This window comes from Labrys sp. Lb11 (assembly GCF_057554225.1).
This window is the reverse complement of sequence record NZ_BAAJOT010000010.1, coordinates 126,440-143,591: the sequence shown is the minus strand read 5'-3', so window position 1 is coordinate 143,591 and position 17,152 is coordinate 126,440. Positions and strand designations below refer to the sequence as shown.

The window sequence follows — 17,152 nt, the reverse complement described above, 5'->3', positions numbered from 1 at the left end:
GGTCCGACGACCCCGGACATATCGGTTTCAGGTGAGGATGACGGTCATGGCCAACGACAAGATGATGGCGCAAATCTCCGGGAAGGGCGGCTTCATCGCCGCGTTGGACCAGAGCGGCGGCTCGACGCCGGGCGCGCTGCGGCTCTACGGCATCCCGGAGACGGCCTATTCCGGCGACGCCGAGATGTTCCGGCTGGTGCACGAGATGCGGGTGCGCATCATGTCCGCGCCGGCTTTCTCGGGCGACAAGGTCATCGGCGCGATCCTGTTCGAGGCCACCATGGACGGGGAAGCCAAGGGCAAGCCGGTGCCGGCCTATCTGTGGGAGGACCGCGGCGTGGTTCCCTTCCTGAAGGTCGACAAGGGCCTCGAAGCGGAGAAGGACGGTGTCAGCCTGATGAAGCCGATGCCCACCCTCGACGCCCTGCTCGAGCGGGCGGTGAAGGCCGGCATCTTCGGCACCAAGATGCGCTCGGTCGTCAACCTGGCCTCGCCGGCGGGCATCGCCGCCGTCGTCGCCCAGCAGTTCGAGGTCGGCGAGCAGATCGCGCGGCATGGCCTCATGCCGATCATCGAGCCGGAAGTCTCGATCAAGAGCCCGGACAAGGCCGGCGCCGAGGCCATCCTGCTCAAGGAGATCACGGCGCATCTCGACGCCCTGCCCGCGGGCCGCAAGGTCATGCTCAAGCTGACCATCCCGGACGTGCCCGACCTCTACCTGCCGCTGGTCAACCACAAGAACGTCGCCCGGGTGGTGGCGCTCTCCGGCGGCTACACCCGCGCCGACTCCTGCCGGCGCCTGGCCGCCAACCACGGCATGATCGCCAGCTTCTCGCGCGCCCTGGTCGAGGAGCTCAAGCACGGCATGAGCGATGCCGAGTTCGACGCGGCGCTGGCCCGCTCGATCGACGAGATCTACCAGGCCTCGACCGTCAAGTCCTGACGCGCCGTGCGGGGCCGGGCCGCGAAGGCGGGCCCGGCCCTGTCGCCGCCGGAGCGGCGACGACGGGGCTCCGAACGCTTTTGCGCGCCGGGCGCGCTATCGCCCTCCGGCCAGGTCCGGAACATCCGTTTCCGCCCCCAACACCGTCAGCCGCTCGATGAACCGCCCCTTGGCGGCGTGCCGGGTGCGGATCATCTTGAGCTTGCGCAAAAAGACATCGGTCGTGCCGCGTTCCCGGGCGAGGACCTGCAGGTCCGCCAGCAGGCTCGCTGCCCGATCATAGGCGACGGCGTTGCGGCGCTCGATTTCGGTCTCGATCTCCTTCCAGACGCTCTCGCCGCGCCGCGCGACCGCCTGGATCCGGGCGCGGTGGATCTTTTCCGCTTCCGCCTCCTGTCGCCTGCGCTCCGCGGCCGCTTTCTCAAGCTCCGCCTGCTTGCGCAGGCCGCGGAGCACGCCGGCGCGTTCGCGCAGTTCCCCGACGGTCCGCCTGGTCACCGACAAGGTGCCCGCCTCCGCCATCAGGCGCCTGCGAATTTCGCCGCGCAACTCGGCCGCGACGTGGGGATCGCCGTCGTGTAGCCGGGCCAGAAGGCCCGTCTTCTCCGGATCGGCCATCGCTGCAATCGCCGTCCGCACGGCTTCCGGCGCCGCCGCCGGCACGCAAGAGCGCTCGGCCGCGGCCGCCACGAGGCCCGGATCGATGCCAAAGAAGCGGGCGAAGGCGTCGAGCGCGCCGGTGATCGGTCCGATACCCGGCATCGGCTCGGGCGCGTCCGCCTCGAATGTCTCGGTCTCGACCGCCATCAGCCACAGGAGGTAGAACAGCCGCAGATCGCCGGCGAGGATGTCCGCCCGCAACGGCGCCAGCGCCGCGAGCCAGCCCGATCCGTCGTCCCATTCTCCGTCATACTGCCTTTCGTCGTCGGAGCTGATATTCAGGATGAGGTTCTCGCCGGCCGTGCGAATGGTGACCCAGTCGACCTCGCACAGGAATGGTCCGAGGTCAGCACTGTCGACCAGGCGCTTCGGCAGCCGGATCATCAGCCGGCGCTGTCCCCAATTGGCGAGATAGAGATGCAGGTCGAACCAAGACTCCATGAGCCTGGCTGGATCGCCCCTGAAGTCGCCGTACTCATAGGAATTCGCGAATGTGGTGGCGGTAATCCGCGCCCGCGTCGACAGGGCCCGCAGCGCTTCCTGGTCGGCGGGTCCGAGCGGATGATCGACGGCCTGGAATTCGTAATACTGGTATTCGCTCAAGGCGGCCTCCGCGACTCGCTGGCGTGCGCGGCCAGCATATCAGCCGACGGCCGCCCGCGATGCGGAGCGATCGGAAGCCGAGCGGTCGACTTCGTCCCGCATGTCCCCATACGCCCGTGTTCTTGGGTCCCGGACGCGGCGTGCCGCCGACCTGCCGGTTCGACAGCGCCAGCTCTCGCTTCGGCACGCTCTATGTCGGCCGCAGCCTCGCTGGCGCCATGGCGGAGACCGTTCTGCGCAACCCGCAACGGTTGATGATCGCCATTTCCGATATCGCGGATCGTGCCGCAACCCAGTTGACCTGCCGCCGCCCACTTCGACTGGTCAAGCTCCATGCCGCCGGCTTGCACGCGGTCGGAACGGACAACGCCATCTCGACCGGCCCCTATGAGCCATGCGGGCGATGGGCCGACGCCCTTTGGGATCATCCCGACAGGCCGGACGGGATTGCCTATCAATCCCACGACTCAGGCGAGCTCTGCTTCGCCCTGTTCGAGCGCCCCGACATGGCGCTCGACCCCCGTTCGACCACGGCGCTGACCGCCATGCTGCCCGAGGTCGCCCGCCTGCTGGACTCCCATGGCAAGTCGCTCGCGCCCGGCTGACCAAGCCCCTCACCCGCCCGCGGCCGGCGCCTCTGTCACCGGGAACGCCGCGCCGGGCCGATAGAGCAGGATCGGACGGATCTCGTAGACCGCGGTGGGATTGGCGCGGCGCAGGTCGCGGGCCGCCGCCACCGCTGCCTCGCGATCGGCGCAGTCGACGACATAGAAGCCGAGCAGTTGTTCCTTGGTCTCGGCGAAGGGACCGTCGATCACCATGCCGGCGCCCGGGCCGCGCAGGGTGCACGCCCGCTCCGTCGCCCCGAGCCGGGCGGCCGGGCCGAGCCGGCCCTGCTCGTTCAGCCGGCCATGGACCTTTTGCAACTCGGCCATCAGGGCCGCGTCCTCCTCGGGTGTCCAGGACGAGACCACGCCCTCGGCGTGATAGGCCAGGATGGCGTAGAGCATGGCAAGTCGCCTTTCTGCTGGCTGGCGGGATGCGGCAGCCAAGCCGATCGCGTCCGCTTGCGCAAGCCCGCGGGCGCACCCTATCGCTCGTAGCTCGACCGGCTGATGCCGTAGCGCTGCAGCTTGTCGTAGAAGGTCTTGCGCGGGATGCCGAGTTCCTCCAGCGTGGCGCGGACATCGCCCCTGTGCCGGGTCAGCGCCGCGCGGATCAGCCGTGCCTCGTAGAGCTCGACCCGCTCGGGCAGGGTCGAGGCCACCGGTGCCGGCGATGCGTCGCCGCCGACCTCCGCCAGGCCGAGCACCACCCGCTCGGCGAAATGCACGATCTCGCGCACATTGCCCGGCCAGTCATGGTCGAGGAGATGGCGGCGGACGGGCTCGGAGAGACCCGGCGGCTCGCGCCGGAAGCGACGCGCCGCCAGGCCGAGGAAATGCGCGAACAGCAGCGGCACGTCCTCGCGCCGCTCGCGCACCGGCGGCACCCGGAGCGTCACCACGTTGAGGCGATGGAACAGGTCCTCGCGGAAGCCGGCCCGCCGCTCCGGCTCGCCGAGATCGTACTTGGCCGCGGCCACCACCCGCAGATCGACCGGCCGCAACACGTTGGCGCCGAGCGGCATGACCTCGCGCCGCTCCAGCACGCGCAGCAGCCGGGCCTGCGTGCCGAGCGGCATGCTCTCGATCTCGTCGAGGAACAGCGTGCCGCCGCTCGAATGCTCGATCAGGCCGATGCGCTTCTTCTGCGCACCGGTGAAGGCGCCGGGCTCGTGGCCGAACAATTCGCTCTCGATCACGCTTTCGGGCAGCGCCGCGCAGTTGAGGGCGACGAACCGGCCGTCGCGCCGACGCCCGAGCCGGTGCAGCTGGCTTGCCACCACCTCCTTGCCGCTGCCGGTCTCGCCGACGACCAGCACGTCGACATCCGCGTCGGCGATGGCGCGCAGCGTCTCGCGCAGCCGCCGGATCGCCGGCGCGTCGCCGATCAGCGGCGCATCGGCCTCGGCCGCCTCCGCCGCCTGGCGCAGGCGCCGGTTCTCCATCACCAGCCGGCGCTTTTCCGCCGCATGCCGGACGCTCTGGACCATCCGGTCGGCGGCGAAGGGCTTGGCCAGGAAATCGTAGGCCCCCTCCCGCATCGCCTCGACCGCCATGGCGATGTCGCCATGGCCGGTGATGAGAATGACCGGCAGGTCCGGATCGACGGCGGCGAGGCAGCGGAAGAGCTGCATGCCGTCGATGCGCGGCATGCGCAGGTCCGTGACGACCACGCCGGCAAAGCCGGCATCGACCGCCTCCAGGGCCTCGGCGGCCGAAGCGAAGGGCAGCGGCCGGAAACCGGCGAGCTGCAGCGTCTGCGCGTTGGCGCGGCGCAGGTCGGCGTCGTCGTCGACGAAGGCAACCGGGATCGGCGGCTCGGCGGTCATGGCGCCCTCGGCAGCGACAGGGTGAAGCGGGTGCCGCTCCCGGCGGCGCTGGCGACGTCGAGGCTGCCGCCGAACTCCTCGACGATATCCTTGGAGATCACCAGCCCGAGGCCGAGGCCGCGCGGCTTCGTGGTGGTGAACGGGGTGAAGAGAGCCGCCATCACGTCCTCGGCGATGCCGGGGCCGTTGTCGGCGACGCCGAGGCGGACCGTGTCGGCCGCGACGGCGAGGCCGAGATGGATCGCTGCGTCCTCGCGCCCCTCCAGCGCCTCCAGGGCGTTCTGGATCAGGTTGACCAGCACCTGCTCCAGCCGCACCCGGTTGGCGAGGACGCGCAGTCCCGCCTCCGGCCGGTCGGCGGTCAGCGCCACGCCCTGGCGGCGGACGCGGATGCCGACCAGCAGCAGGGCGCCGTCGATCGCCTCCAGCACGCCGGTCGGCCCGATCTCGCCGGTGCCCTTGCGCGAGAAGCCGCGCAGCTCGCCGGTGATGGCGCCGATGCGTTCGGTCAGCCCGGCGATGGTGGCGAGGTTGCCGCGCACCGCGCCGCGATCGTCGTGCTCGAGGAAGGCGACGGCATTGTCGGCATAGCTGCGGATCGCCGCGACCGGCTGGTTGACCTCGTGCGCCAGCCCGGCGGTGATCTGGCCGAGCAGGGCGAGGCGGTTGGCCTGGGCCAGTTCGTCCCGCGCCGCCTGCAGCTTGGCCTCGATGCGCTGGCGCTCGTCGATCTCGGCGGTCAGCCGCTCATTGGCCGAGCGCAGGTCGACGGTGCGCGCGGCGACCCGGCGCTCCAGTTCGGCCCGCGCCTCGACGTCCTCGGCCGCGCGGGCCTGGGCGCGCTGGCGCCGGTGCACCAGCAGCCCGGCCAGCGCCAGCACCGGCGCCACCACGCCGAGGGCGCTGACCCGCCAGGTGTAGGCGCCGGCGGCGAGCGCCGTCCCCACCGGCCGCAGCAGGTGCAGGCGCCAGGGGGTCGAGGGCACGTCGCCGCCGCTGGCGAGATAGAGCCGCCCGTCCGGCCGGCGGACGCGGAGATCCTCGTCCGACGTCCCTTCCTCGCGACGGGCGAAGGGCAGCGGCGCCAGTGGCGCGTCGCCGAACTGCAGGCTGGCGCGGATCAGGTCGGCCTCGGCCAAGGCGATCGGCGCCTGTGTCCGGAAGCGCAGCTCCGGCACGCTGGTGAGGAGCACGATGCCGCGCGGATCGGTGACGTAGACCACGGCGCCGGACTGGTGCCAGTCCGCTTCGACCTGGTCGAATTCGACCTTGACCACGATCACGCCCTTGAACACGCCGCCTTCGTCGATCCGCCGCGAGATGTAGAGTCCGGGTCGGCGGCTGACCGTGCCGAGGGCGAAGTACTCGGCCTGCCCGTCGGCCACGGCACCGGTGAAATAGGGCCTGAACCCGTAGTCGCTGCCGACGAAGCTGGTCGGCTCGCGCCAGTTGCTCGCCACCAGCCCGATCCCTGCGGTGTCGAGCAGATAGATCACCGCCGAGCGGGTCTCCCGGTTCAGCGTCTCGAACTTGGCGTTGAGCGCCGCGATCACCGCGGGGTCGCGGCGCAGCAGGGCGGCGCGCACGTCCGGGTCCTGCGACAGGACGAAGGGCAGCGCCCGCTGCTTCTCCAGCTCGCTGCGCAGGACGGCAATGTCGAGCGCGACGCCGCCGCTCGCCTGGTCCCTCAGCGCCGCGGCAGCGCGCGAGCGGCCGATATCGCCGGCGAGCCAGGCGCTCAGCGCCAGGATCGCCAGGGCGGCCACGGCGAAGACCAGCCATTCCAGGCGCCGCCGCCGTGCCGGCGCGACCGTGTCCGCCATGGGCCTCTCCCGCGCGCCAGGCGCTTCCAACTGGCATGCTGTGCGAAAATCCGCACGGCATCAAGGGACGTGAGCGGAAATCCGCTCGCCGTCAACGCCACCCCGCCGCGGGCCCCTTCGGAAAATTCAAATGAATCAATTCGTTATATGCACGGCTCAGATTGGCATCCCGCTTGCGTAGGGGTTGGCGAAGTCGCGGAGCAACACGCGGCTTGTAGGAAACGCAACCCGGTCCGGAGCCCGGCTCCGCGACCCCGCAACGGAGGACGCCATGGCTCCCCTCGCCGCACTCAGCCCGCCGGATGCGTCGCGCAAGCGGCCGCTCTACGCCACGCTCTACGTCCAGGTGATCGTCGCCATCATCGCCGGCATCCTGCTCGGCCATTTCTGGCCCGAGTTCGGCGCCAGCCTGAAGCCGCTGGGCGATGCCTTCATCAAGCTGATCAAGCTGGTGATCGCGCCGGTGATCTTCCTCACCGTCGTCACCGGCATCGCCGGCGTCAGCGACCTGAAGAAGGTCGGGCGGGTCTTCGTCAAGGCGATGGTCTATTTCCTCGTCTTCTCGACGCTCGCCCTGATCGTCGGCCTGATCGTCGGCAACGTCATCCAGCCGGGCGCCGGCCTCAACATCGACCCCGCCCAGCTCGATCCCAAGTCGGTGGCCGAGTTCACCACCAAGGCGCATGACCAGACCATCGTCGGCTTCCTGATGAACATCATCCCGACGACGCCGGTCAGCGCCCTCGCCTCCGGCGACGTGCTGCAGGTGCTGTTCTTCTCCGTGCTGTTCGGCATCGCCCTGGTGCTGATCGGCGAGCGGGCCGAGCCGGTCATGACCGTGCTGAACTCGCTGTCGGCGGCGATGTTCCGCATGGTCGCCTTCCTGATGCGGGCCGCCCCGATCGGCGCCTTCGGCGCCATGGCCTTCACCATCGGCAAGTTCGGCATCGGCGCCGTGACCAAGCTGCTCCTGCTGATCGGCACCTTCTACATCACCTCGATCCTGTTCGTCGTGCTGGTGCTCGGTGCCGTGTGCATGGCCAACGGCTTCTCGATCTTCGCCCTGGTGCGCTACATCAAGGAAGAGCTCCTGCTGGTGCTGGGCACGAGTTCGTCCGAAGCCGCCCTGCCCAGCCTGATGCAGAAGATGGAGCGGGCCGGCTGCAAGGCCTCCGTCGTCGGCCTGGTGGTGCCCACCGGCTACTCGTTCAACCTTGACGGCACCAACATCTACATGACGCTGGCCGCCCTGTTCATCGCCCAGGCGACCGGCATCCATCTGTCCATGGGCGAGCAGATCCTGCTGCTGCTGGTGGCCATGCTCAGCTCCAAGGGCGCGGCCGGCATCACCGGCGCCGGCTTCATCACCCTGGCGGCGACGCTCTCGGTCGTTCCCTCCGTGCCGGTCGCCGGCATGGCGCTGATCCTTGGCATCGACCGCTTCATGTCGGAATGCCGCGCCCTCACCAACCTGGTCGGCAATGCCGTGGCCACGATCGTCGTCGCCCGCTGGGAGGGCGAGCTCGACCGCAGCAAGCTCGCCGCCGCGCTCAGCGGCACCGACGAGCCCGAGCCGGCGCCGAGCCTGGTGCCGGCCGAGTGACGGACCGGGCCGGCGCCGGGCGCCGGCCCCTCCGCGTCGGCCCACGCACGCCAGGCAAGCCGACGCGTCGGACGCGCCCCCCTACGCGTCGTCCCAGCGCCGCTTGCCCTTGCCGCCGCGATGGGCCTTGCTGATGCGGGCCCATCTGCGGCGCTCCTCGGCCCGCGCCACCGGATCCTCCTTGCGGTCGAGATGCGCCAGCTCGCGGCGCAGCTTGCCGTAGCCGCGCCAGCGCCCCTCGTCGAGCCGGCCCTCCTCGAGCGCGGCGCGGACGGCGCATCCCGGCTCACCGTCATGGGTGCAGTCGCGGAACCGGCAATCCCCCGCCAGGGCCTCGATATCGGCGAAGGTCGCCGACACGCCGCCGTCGGCATCCCACAGGCCGAGCTCGCGCATGCCGGGCGTGTCGAGCACCAGGCCGCCCCCCGGCAGCACGACCAGCTCGCGATGGGTGGTGGTGTGGCGGCCGCGCGCATCCTGTTCGCGGATCGCCTGGGTCGCCATCAGCTCGCCGCCGGCCAGGGCGTTGAGAAGCGTCGACTTGCCGACGCCGGAGCTGCCCAGCAGCGCCGCCGTGCAGCCCGGCCGGACCAGGCCGCGCACGGCCTCGAGGCCCTGCCCGGTCAGGGACGAGATCGCCATGACGGGTGCGCCCGCGGCCACCTCCAGCGCCGCCGCGACCTGAACGGCGGCATCGGCACGCATGTCCGCCTTGGTCAGCACGATCGCCGGCTCCGCGCCGCTCTCGCGGGCGATGGCGAGGTAGCGCTCCAGCCGCCGCGGGTTGAAGTCGGCGTTGAGCGAGGCGAGGAGCAGGGCGACGTCGATATTGGCCGCCAGCACCTGCACGACATCGGCGCGTCCGGCCGCCTTGCGCCGGAACACGGTGCTGCGCGGCAGGAGATGGTGGATGGTCGCCGTGCCCTCGGCGGGCCGCGCCGCGGCCGCGACCCAGTCGCCGGCAACCGGCAGGCCTTCCGCCGGCGCCTCGAAAGCGAGGCGGCCGGAAAGGCCGGCGGCAAGCTCCCCGAGCGGGGTGACGAGGCGGTAGAGCCCGCGTTGCTGGACGATCACGCGGCCAGGGACGAGCCCTGCCGCGGCATGATGCGCGAAGTCGTTCCGGAGCCTGTCGCTCCAGCCATAGGTTTCAAGCACTTGGAAATGTCTTTCGGTCGGATGGCCATGTCAGGCGCCGGCCGAAGGCAGGTCTCCCCGTTGATCAGGGCAGCCGGACGGCGGCGCAGCGGAGCGCGTCGAAGGTCACAATCATCTTCCGGCTCCTTTCCTGCTGGCGTTGCCGACTCCGGATGCAATAGCAGAAGCGGGCGGCCGGGGATAGCCTGGACGCGCCAATGGCCGGCGGACGGCCCGCGGAGGCCCGGCTCAATGCAGTTGCGGCTTCTTCAGATAGCTGCCGCGATCGGCCGACTTGACGCGCAGCCACAGGCTGCGGTTGTCGCGCACGACCTCGATCGGGATTTCGGTGCCCGCCGGACCGCTGCTCCAGACCTTGCGGTAGAAATCGGCGAGGCCGACGACGCTGGAATCGCGGACGCCCGAGACGATGTCGCCCTCGCGCAGGCCCGCGGCCGCGGCCGGGCCGCGCTCGACCACGTCGGCGATCACGATCCTGCCGTCGCTCTCGGCCGAATACACGCCGAGCCAGGGGCGCGGCGGCTTGTTGACCTGGCCGAAGGCGAGCAGGTCGTCGAGGATCGGCGGCAGCAGGTCGATCGGCACGCTCATGTTGATGTCCTGCATCCCCGCGCCGGTGACCTGCTGCAGCAGCAGCGAGCCCACGCCGAGCAGCCGGCCGTCCGCGCCGATCAGTCCCGCGCCGCCCCAGGCGGGATGCGCCGGCGCGGTGAAGATGGCCTCGTCGAGCAGATATTCCCAGTAGCCCGCGAACTCCTGCTTGGCGACGACGGTCGAGCGGACATATTGGCCCTTGCCGGTGCCGCCGCCGGCCAGGATGACGGGGTCGCCAAGCTTCGCCTGGCTCGCCCGGCCGAACGCCAGCGCCGGCAGGTCGAGCCGGTCGAGGGCCTGCAGCAGCCCGAAGCCGGTCTCCTGGTCATAGGCCAGGGCATGGGCCGGCGTGACGCGCCCGTCGGCGCCGGTCAGCCAGACGTCGCCGGCCTCGGCGATGAGATAGCCGATGGTGAGCACCAGGCCGCTCTCGCGGATGACCACGCCGCTCCCGCCGCGTTCCGTGCCGAGGACGGACGCGGTGAAGCCGTCCTCCGGGATCCGGGAGTGGACGGCGACGATGGATCGGAGGGCGTGATCGATGTCCAATCCTGGCTCCTGTTGCCGATCCTGCAGGGGTGGTCCGGTCGGCATCGTACTTACGTAAAGCGCAATCGCCGGCGCGCAAGTCCCGGTCGTCGCCCACATCCCGGGCCGGGCCCGGACCGGCCGGCGCGGGAATGCGGAGAACCGCGCCCCGGCGGCTCCCGGACGCGGGGCCGGTCTTTCGCTTTGCTTCGCATGGCGGCAGAAACGAAAGCCGTGCGCCTGCCGCCGCACCGGCGTATAGAGGGCCCCTGCCGATTGCAGGAGGCCCGCATGCTCGCCGCCAATGAGCGCCAGGACGACATCGTCACCCTGGCCCGCGCCGTCGGGCGCGTCAGCGTCGAGGATCTGGCGGCGCGGTTCGACGTCTCGCCGCAGACCATCCGCAAAGACCTCAACGACCTGTGCGAGAAGCGCATCCTCACCCGCATCCATGGCGGGGCTATCATCGCCTCCTCGATCGAGAACGTGTCCTACGAGGCCCGCCGGCTGATCGGCGCCGAGGAGAAGCGCAAGATCGGCCTCGCCGCGGCGGCGCTGATTCCCAACAAGTCGTCGCTGTTCATCAATATCGGCACCACCACCGAGGAGGTCGCCGCCGGCCTGCACGCCCACGAGGATCTCCTGGTCATCACCAACAATCTCAACGTCGCCACCGGCCTCTACCGCAATCCCAAGATCGACGTGATCGTGGTCGGCGGCCCCGTGCGCTCGGACGGAGCGGTGATCGGCTCGGTCGCGGTCGACCTGATCCACAAGTTCAAGGTCGACGCCGCGGTGATCGGCGCCTCGGCCATCGACGAGGACGGCGCCCTGCTCGACTTCGACTACGAGGAGGTGAAGGTGGCGCAGGCGATCATCCAGAACGCCCGCCGGGTGATCCTGGTCGCCGACCGGCTGAAGTTCGAGCGCGCCGCGCCGATCCGCATCGCCAACCTGTCCGACGTCGACGCCTTCGTCACCGACCGGCTGCCCAACGAGGAGATGCGGGCCCTGTGCCAGGCGCACGGCGTCTCGGTGGTCGAGACCGCGGTGGAGGCGACGGCAAGCCCGAAGGCCCGTCCCCGCCCGGACGGCGAGCGGGCCTGAGGCCCCCCGCCGCCGCGGCCGGCTCGGCGCGGCGCCGCCCCCACGGCGGGGCGCCGAAGCGGCGGCGCCCCGCCGTCCCGCTTTCGTTTCGACGCGTGGATCGCTCATTTGCGGCGGCGACGCCGCCGTGTCGCCGTTCCATCGCCGCATTTGATTTCGAATTTCATATAACGAAATAGCATTTTCTCACATGAGCCGCACTTGCGTTCAAACGGGCTTCTGTTTATCGTCAATCGCAACAGGAAACGAAAGCGCCGGATTTTCGGCCCACAGGGACTGGAGACGACCGTGAACGGATCGTACGACCTCGCCATCATCGGCGGCGGCATCAACGGCTGCGGCATCGCGCGCGACGCCAGCGGCCGCGGGCTGTCGGTGTATCTGTGCGAGCAGAACGACCTCGCGAGCGGCACCTCGTCGGCGGCCACCAAGCTGATCCATGGCGGCCTGCGCTATCTCGAATATTACGAGTTCCGCCTGGTGCGCGAAGCGCTGATGGAGCGCGAGGTGCTGTGGAAGATGGCGCCCCACATCATCTGGCCGCTGCGCTTCGTGCTGCCGCACCACAAGGGCCTGCGCCCGGCCTGGCTGCTGCGCCTCGGCCTGTTCCTCTACGACCATCTCGGCGGACGCAAGCTCCTGCCGGCGACCCGCACTCTCGACCTTTCCACCGACGTCACCGGCAAGCCGCTGAAGCCGGGCGAGTATGCCCGCGGCTTCGAATATTCCGACGCCTGGGTCGAGGACGCCCGGCTCGTCGCCCTCAACGCCCGCGACGCCGCCAATCGCGGCGCCACCATCCGCACCCGCACCCGCGCCGTCTCGGCCGAGCGCGACGCCCAGGGCTGGACGCTGACCACCCAGGACACCCTCACGGGCCGCACCGAGACCATCCGCGCCAAGATCCTGATCAACGCCGCCGGCCCCTGGGTCGCCGACGTGCTGACCTCGAAGCTGCGCGTCAACACCGAAGCCAAGGTGCGCATGGTCCAGGGCTCGCACATCGTGGTGAAGAAGCTCTACGACCACGACCGCTGCTACATTTTCCAGAACGCCGACAACCGCATCATCTTCGCCATCCCCTATGAGCGCGACTTCACCCTGATCGGCACCACCGACCGCGACTATGTCGGCGACCCCGCCGACGTGAAGGCGACACCCGAGGAGATCGACTACCTGTGCAAGGCGGCCAGCGAATACTTCGCCAGGCCGGTCACCGAAGCCGACATCGTCTGGACCTATTCGGGCGTGCGTCCGCTCTACGACGACGGCGCCACCGCCGCCCAGGCCGCCACCCGCGACTATGTGCTGGTGCTGGACGACAAGGGCGGCGCGCCGCTGCTCTCGATCTTCGGTGGCAAGATCACCACCTATCGGCGCCTGGCCGAGCACGCCATCGAGAAGCTCGAGCCGTTGCTGCCGGAGACGGTCAAGGCCAAGCGCGGCTGGTCGGGCACCGTCCCCCTGCCCGGCGGCGACTTCCCGGTCCAGGGCTTCGACGCGCTCCGCGCCGAGATCGCCAAGGCCCATCCCTGGATCTCGGCCGAGCATGCCCGGCGCCTGGTGCGCGCCTACGGCACCAAGGCGCGCGACATCCTCAAGGGCGCCACCTCGCTGGCCTCGCTCGGCCGCGACTTCGGCGCCACGCTGACCGAGGCCGAGGTCAACCACCTCATGGCCGAGGAATGGGCCCGGACCGCCGCCGACGTCCTCTGGCGCCGCTCCAAGCTCGGCCTGCGGCTGACCCGCGAGCAGGCGGCCGACCTCGATGCCTATATGAGCGGCCGCCTGGCAGTCGCTCCACAGGGGAGCATCGCCAAGTGAGCCTCGTCCTCGACAAGATCGGCAAGACCGTCGGCGGCCAGACCCACATTCACGACGTCTCGCTGACGCTCGAGCGCGGCTCCCTCAACGTGCTGCTCGGCCCGACCCTGTCGGGCAAGACCTCGCTGATGCGGCTGATGGCGGGCCTGGACAAGCCGACCTCCGGCCGCCTCTTCGTCGACGGCACCGACGTCACCGGCGCCCATGTGCGCAGCCGCTCAGTCGCCATGGTCTACCAGCAGTTCATCAACTACCCCTCCCTGACCGTCTACGAGAACATCGCCTCGCCCCTGCGCGTCGCCGGCCATCCGCGCGAGCAGATCGACCGCGAGGTGCGCGAGGCCGCCCGCCTGATGAAGCTGGAGCCGATGCTGGACCGCACGCCGGCCCAGCTCTCCGGCGGCCAGCAGCAGCGCACCGCCCTCGCCCGCGCCATCGTCAAGCGGGCCGCGCTGGTGCTGCTCGACGAGCCGCTGGCCAATCTCGACTACAAGCTGCGCGAGGAGCTGCGCGAGGAACTGCCGAAGATCTTCGAGGCCTCCGGCGCGGTCTTCGTCTACGCCACGACCGAGCCGCACGAGGCGCTGCTGCTCGGCGGCAACACCGCGACGCTGTGGGAAGGGCGGGTCACCCAGTTCGGCCCGACGCCGCAGGTCTATCGCCGCCCGCACGACCTCACCACGGCGCAGGTCTTCTCCGACCCGCCGATGAACATGCTGGCGGTCGAGAAGCAGGGCGCGTCGGTTCGGCTGCCCTCCGGCGAGGCCGTGGCCGCCGCCGGCGTCCTCGGTTCCGTCCCGGACGGGCGCTATAGCGTCGGCTTCCGGCCGAACCAGCTCTATCTCGCGCGCCCGGCCGCGGACGCGATCGCGCTGCCGGCGACCGTGTCGGTCAGCGAGATCTCGGGCTCGGAGAGTTTCATCCATGTGGCGTACGGCGACCACCGCTTCGTGGCGCTGACCCCCGGCGTGCGCGACATCGCCCCCGGCACCGGCATCGAGACCTTCATCGATCCCGCCCGCCTCTTCGTCTTCGCCACCGACGGCCGCCTCGCCGCCGCCCCGACGCACGCCTCCTAGGAGCCCGTCATGGCCGAGATCACGCTGAAGGGCCTCGCCCATTCCTACAGGCCCAACCCGAAGACGCCGTCCGACTATCAGCTCAAGCGCATCGACCACGTCTGGCGCCAGGGCGGCGCCTATGCGCTGCTCGGGCCGTCCGGCTGCGGCAAGACCACCCTGCTCAACATCATTTCCGGGCTGGTGACGCCGAGCGAGGGCTCGGTGCTGTTCGACGGCCGCGACGTCACCCGCCTGCCGACCGAGAGGCGCAACATCGCCCAGGTGTTCCAGTTCCCGGTGATCTACGACACCATGACGGTGGCCGAGAACCTCGCCTTCCCGCTGAAGAACCGCGGCATGGAGCGCGGCAGGATCGAGGAGCGCGTCAGGGAGATCGCCGGCCTCCTCGACCTCGAGCGCGACCTCGGCCGCCGCGCCCGCGGCCTCACCGCCGACGCCAAGCAGAAGATCTCGCTGGGGCGCGGGCTGGTCAGGCCCGACGTCGCCGCCGTGCTGTTCGACGAGCCGCTGACGGTGATCGATCCCGGCCTGAAGTGGGAGCTGCGCTCCAAGCTCAAAGCGCTGCACAAGCGCCTCGACATCACCATGATCTATGTCACACACGACCAGACCGAGGCGCTCACCTTCGCCGACACGGTGGTGGTGATGCATGACGGCGGCGTGGTGCAGATGGGCACGCCCGCCGACCTGTTCGAGCGGCCGGCGCACACCTTCGTCGGCTACTTCATCGGCTCGCCCGGCATGAACCTGTTCAAGGCCGAGGTCGAGGGCCGGCAGGCCAGGGTCGGCGGCAGCGTCGTCGCGCTGGAGCGGGCCTATCGCAGCCTGCCCGGCGGCCGCGTCGAGATCGGCGTGCGGCCGGAATTCGCCACCCTCACCGCGCCCGGCCAGGGCCTGCCGGTGACGGTGCGCCGCATCGAGGATCTGGGCGCCCGCCGCATCGCCCGGGCCGATCTCGCCGGCACGCCGATGGCTGCGACCGCGCCCGAGGATCTGGCCCTCGCCGGCACCGAGGCCGGCGTCATGTTCGACCCGGGCCAGGTCCACGTCTATGTCGACGGCGTGCGGATCGAGGGGGAGGCCGCCTGATGGACAAGCCCTTCAACAACCGGGCCTGGTTCTTCGTCCTGCCGGTGCTGCTGATCGTCGCCTTCTCCGCCGTCATCCCGCTGATGACGGTGGTGAACTATTCGGTGCAGGACACCTTCGGCAACAACCAGTTCTTCTGGAACGGCATCGGCTGGTTCCAGGAACTGCTCGACGGCTCCACCGACCTCGGCGGTCGCTTCCGCGACAGCCTGCTGCGCAACCTGCTGTTCTCGGCCATCATCCTGGCCATCGAGGTGCCGCTCGGCATCCTGGTGGCGCTGTGCATGCCGCGCAAGGGCTGGACGGTGGCGCTTTGCCTGGTGCTGATGGCACTGCCGCTGCTGATCCCGTGGAACGTGGTCGGCACGATCTGGCAGATCTTCGGCCGCGGCGACATCGGCCTGCTCGGCTATGCCCTCAACAGCCTCGGCATTCCCTACAACTACGTCTCCGATCCGATCTCGGCCTGGGCCACGGTGGTGATCATGGACGTCTGGCACTGGACCTCGCTGGTGGCGCTGCTGTGCTATGCCGGCCTGGTCTCGATCCCCGACGCCTTCTACCAGGCGGCCCGGATCGACGGTGCCTCGCGCTGGGCGGTGTTCGCCAAGATCCAGTTGCCGAAGATGCGCCGCGTGCTGCTGATCGCCGTGCTGCTGCGCTTCATGGACAGCTTCATGATCTACACCGAGCCCTTCGTCGTCACCGGCGGCGGTCCCGGCAACTCCACCACCTTCATCTCCATCGAGTTGGTCAAGTTCGCCCTCGGTCAGTTCGACCTCGGCAAGGCCGCCGCCCTGTCGCTGGTCTACAACCTGATCGTCCTCGCAGTGTGCTGGGTGTTCTACACCGTCATGGTCAATGTCGACGCCGACAGGAGGCCGTCATGAAGGAGCGCTCCACCGGGGTGAACGGCCGCGCCGTGATCATGGTTCTGTACTTGATCTTCCTGATGCTGCCGATCTACTGGCTCATCAACATGAGTCTCAAGACCAACACGGAGATCGTCAGCACCATGACGATCTACCCCCACACGCTGACATTCGACAACTACACCAAGATCTTCACCGACCCCTCCTGGTACAACGGCTACATCAACTCGATCAAATACGTGGTGATCAACACCATCCTGTCGATCGGGCTGGCGCTGCCGGCGGCCTACGCCTTCTCGCGCTACCGCTTCCTCGGCGACAAGCACCTGTTCTTCTGGCTCCTGTCGAACCGCATGGCCCCGCCGGCGGTGTTCGCCCTGCCCTTCTTCAATCTCTACTCGGCCATCGGCCTGTTCGACACGCCCTGGGCCGTGGCGCTGGCGCACTGCCTGTTCAATGTGCCGCTGGCGGTGTGGATCCTGGAGGGCTTCATGTCCGGCGTGCCGCGCGAGATCGACGAGACCGCCTATCTCGACGGCTACTCCTTCCCCAGGTTCTTCGTGAAGATCTTCGTGCCGCTGATCGCCTCCGGCATCGGCGTCACCGCCTTCTTCTGCTTCATGTTCTCCTGGGTCGAGCTGCTCCTGGCCCGCACCCTGACCTCGGTCGACGCCAAGCCGATCTCGGCGATCATGACGCGCACGGTCTCCGCCTCGGGCATGGACTGGGGCCTGCTCGCCGCCGCCGGCGTGCTCACCATCATCCCCGGCGCGCTCGTGATCTGGTTCGTCCGCAACTACATCGCCAAGGGCTTCGCCCTGGGGAGGGTGTGATC

The 17,152-nt window shown here is 69.7% G+C and carries 15 protein-coding genes; 9 read left to right on the top strand and 6 right to left on the bottom strand.

What is annotated here, in order from left to right; translation table 11 throughout:
• Positions 1–46 precede the first annotated feature (46 nt).
• Positions 47–943, top strand: a complete 897-nt coding sequence (locus AC27L4_RS31010) for a fructose bisphosphate aldolase (RefSeq protein WP_487146526.1) — start codon at positions 47–49, stop codon at positions 941–943.
• Positions 944–1,039: 96 nt separating this feature from the next.
• Here the strand turns inward: AC27L4_RS31010 and AC27L4_RS31005 are convergent, their stop codons facing one another.
• Positions 1,040–2,206, bottom strand: a complete 1,167-nt coding sequence (locus tag AC27L4_RS31005) for a hypothetical protein (RefSeq protein ID WP_487146525.1) — start codon at positions 2,204–2,206, stop codon at positions 1,040–1,042.
• Between the two features lie 116 nt (positions 2,207–2,322).
• Between AC27L4_RS31005 and AC27L4_RS31000 the strand changes: the two genes are divergently transcribed.
• Positions 2,323–2,811 carry an RES family NAD+ phosphorylase gene (locus tag AC27L4_RS31000; RefSeq protein WP_487146524.1) on the top strand — a complete coding sequence of 163 codons (489 nt, stop codon included), beginning with the start codon at positions 2,323–2,325 and terminating at the stop codon, positions 2,809–2,811.
• Between the two features lie 9 nt (positions 2,812–2,820).
• Here AC27L4_RS31000 and AC27L4_RS30995 read toward each other — a convergent pair whose 3' ends face one another.
• The 3 genes from AC27L4_RS30995 to AC27L4_RS30985 all read right to left on the bottom strand — a co-directional run bounded on the left by AC27L4_RS30995 (position 2,821) and on the right by AC27L4_RS30985 (position 6,463).
• The gene (locus AC27L4_RS30995) at positions 2,821–3,216 is read right to left on the bottom strand and encodes a YciI family protein (protein ID WP_487146523.1); all 396 of its coding nucleotides are present in this window, start codon (positions 3,214–3,216) and stop codon (positions 2,821–2,823) included.
• Between the two features lie 80 nt (positions 3,217–3,296).
• A complete protein-coding gene (locus tag AC27L4_RS30990; protein ID WP_487146522.1) occupies positions 3,297–4,640 on the bottom strand; it encodes a sigma-54-dependent transcriptional regulator in 1,344 nt (447 codons plus the stop codon).
• Positions 4,637–6,463: a sensor histidine kinase gene (locus AC27L4_RS30985; RefSeq protein ID WP_487146521.1), complete on the bottom strand. Its 1,827-nt coding sequence runs from the start codon at positions 6,461–6,463 to the stop codon at positions 4,637–4,639. The genes AC27L4_RS30990 and AC27L4_RS30985 overlap by 4 nt, the downstream gene beginning before the upstream one ends.
• A gap of 271 nt (positions 6,464–6,734) precedes the next feature.
• On the opposite strand from AC27L4_RS30985, the gene AC27L4_RS30980 reads away from it, so the two are divergent.
• Entirely contained in the window at positions 6,735–8,066 is a 1,332-nt protein-coding gene (locus AC27L4_RS30980) for a dicarboxylate/amino acid:cation symporter (RefSeq protein WP_487146520.1), read from the top strand.
• Positions 8,067–8,147: 81 nt separating this feature from the next.
• Here the strand turns inward: AC27L4_RS30980 and rsgA are convergent, their stop codons facing one another.
• Both rsgA and AC27L4_RS30970 read right to left on the bottom strand, forming a co-directional pair.
• Complete coding sequence (gene rsgA / locus AC27L4_RS30975; protein ID WP_487146519.1) at positions 8,148–9,221, bottom strand: ribosome small subunit-dependent GTPase A; 1,074 nt, start codon at positions 9,219–9,221, stop codon at positions 8,148–8,150.
• 228 nt (positions 9,222–9,449) lie between these two features.
• On the bottom strand, positions 9,450–10,364 hold the full coding sequence (locus AC27L4_RS30970; protein WP_487146518.1) for a S1C family serine protease: 915 nt from the start codon (positions 10,362–10,364) through the stop codon (positions 9,450–9,452).
• Between the two features lie 270 nt (positions 10,365–10,634).
• Between AC27L4_RS30970 and AC27L4_RS30965 the strand changes: the two genes are divergently transcribed.
• The 6 genes from AC27L4_RS30965 (at position 10,635) to AC27L4_RS30940 (ending at position 17,150) form a co-directional block, all read left to right on the top strand.
• Positions 10,635–11,450, top strand: a complete 816-nt coding sequence (locus tag AC27L4_RS30965; RefSeq protein ID WP_487146517.1) for a DeoR/GlpR family DNA-binding transcription regulator — start codon at positions 10,635–10,637, stop codon at positions 11,448–11,450.
• A gap of 288 nt (positions 11,451–11,738) precedes the next feature.
• Entirely contained in the window at positions 11,739–13,274 is a 1,536-nt protein-coding gene (gene glpD, locus AC27L4_RS30960; RefSeq protein WP_487146516.1) for a glycerol-3-phosphate dehydrogenase, read from the top strand.
• Positions 13,271–14,353 carry an ABC transporter ATP-binding protein gene (locus tag AC27L4_RS30955; RefSeq protein ID WP_487146515.1) on the top strand — a complete coding sequence of 361 codons (1,083 nt, stop codon included), beginning with the start codon at positions 13,271–13,273 and terminating at the stop codon, positions 14,351–14,353. The genes glpD and AC27L4_RS30955 overlap by 4 nt, the downstream gene beginning before the upstream one ends.
• 9 nt (positions 14,354–14,362) lie before the next feature.
• The gene (locus AC27L4_RS30950) at positions 14,363–15,445 is read left to right on the top strand and encodes an ABC transporter ATP-binding protein (protein WP_487146514.1); all 1,083 of its coding nucleotides are present in this window, start codon (positions 14,363–14,365) and stop codon (positions 15,443–15,445) included.
• Entirely contained in the window at positions 15,445–16,335 is an 891-nt protein-coding gene (locus AC27L4_RS30945; RefSeq protein ID WP_487146513.1) for a carbohydrate ABC transporter permease, read from the top strand. Before AC27L4_RS30950 ends, AC27L4_RS30945 begins: the two co-directional genes overlap by 1 nt.
• Positions 16,332–17,150, top strand: coding sequence for a carbohydrate ABC transporter permease (locus tag AC27L4_RS30940; RefSeq protein ID WP_487146512.1), 819 nt, complete (start codon positions 16,332–16,334; stop codon positions 17,148–17,150). Before AC27L4_RS30945 ends, AC27L4_RS30940 begins: the two co-directional genes overlap by 4 nt.
• The last annotated feature ends 2 nt before the right edge of the window (positions 17,151–17,152 follow it).

What these genes read in the sequence shown, in the direction of transcription:
- AC27L4_RS31010 (WP_487146526.1), top strand. Translation starts at nt 47, where the DNA reads ATGGCCAACGACAAGATGATGGCGCAAATCTCCGGGAAGGGCGGCTTC.
- AC27L4_RS30995 (WP_487146523.1), bottom strand. Translation starts at nt 3,216, where the DNA reads ATGCTCTACGCCATCCTGGCCTATCACGCCGAGGGCGTGGTCTCGTCC.
- AC27L4_RS30990 (WP_487146522.1), bottom strand. Translation starts at nt 4,640, where the DNA reads ATGACCGCCGAGCCGCCGATCCCGGTTGCCTTCGTCGACGACGACGCC.
- AC27L4_RS30985 (WP_487146521.1), bottom strand. Translation starts at nt 6,463, where the DNA reads ATGGCGGACACGGTCGCGCCGGCACGGCGGCGGCGCCTGGAATGGCTG.
- AC27L4_RS30980 (WP_487146520.1), top strand. Translation starts at nt 6,735, where the DNA reads ATGGCTCCCCTCGCCGCACTCAGCCCGCCGGATGCGTCGCGCAAGCGG.
- AC27L4_RS30965 (WP_487146517.1), top strand. Translation starts at nt 10,635, where the DNA reads ATGCTCGCCGCCAATGAGCGCCAGGACGACATCGTCACCCTGGCCCGC.
- AC27L4_RS30950 (WP_487146514.1), top strand. Translation starts at nt 14,363, where the DNA reads ATGGCCGAGATCACGCTGAAGGGCCTCGCCCATTCCTACAGGCCCAAC.
- AC27L4_RS30945 (WP_487146513.1), top strand. Translation starts at nt 15,445, where the DNA reads ATGGACAAGCCCTTCAACAACCGGGCCTGGTTCTTCGTCCTGCCGGTG.
- AC27L4_RS30940 (WP_487146512.1), top strand. Translation starts at nt 16,332, where the DNA reads ATGAAGGAGCGCTCCACCGGGGTGAACGGCCGCGCCGTGATCATGGTT.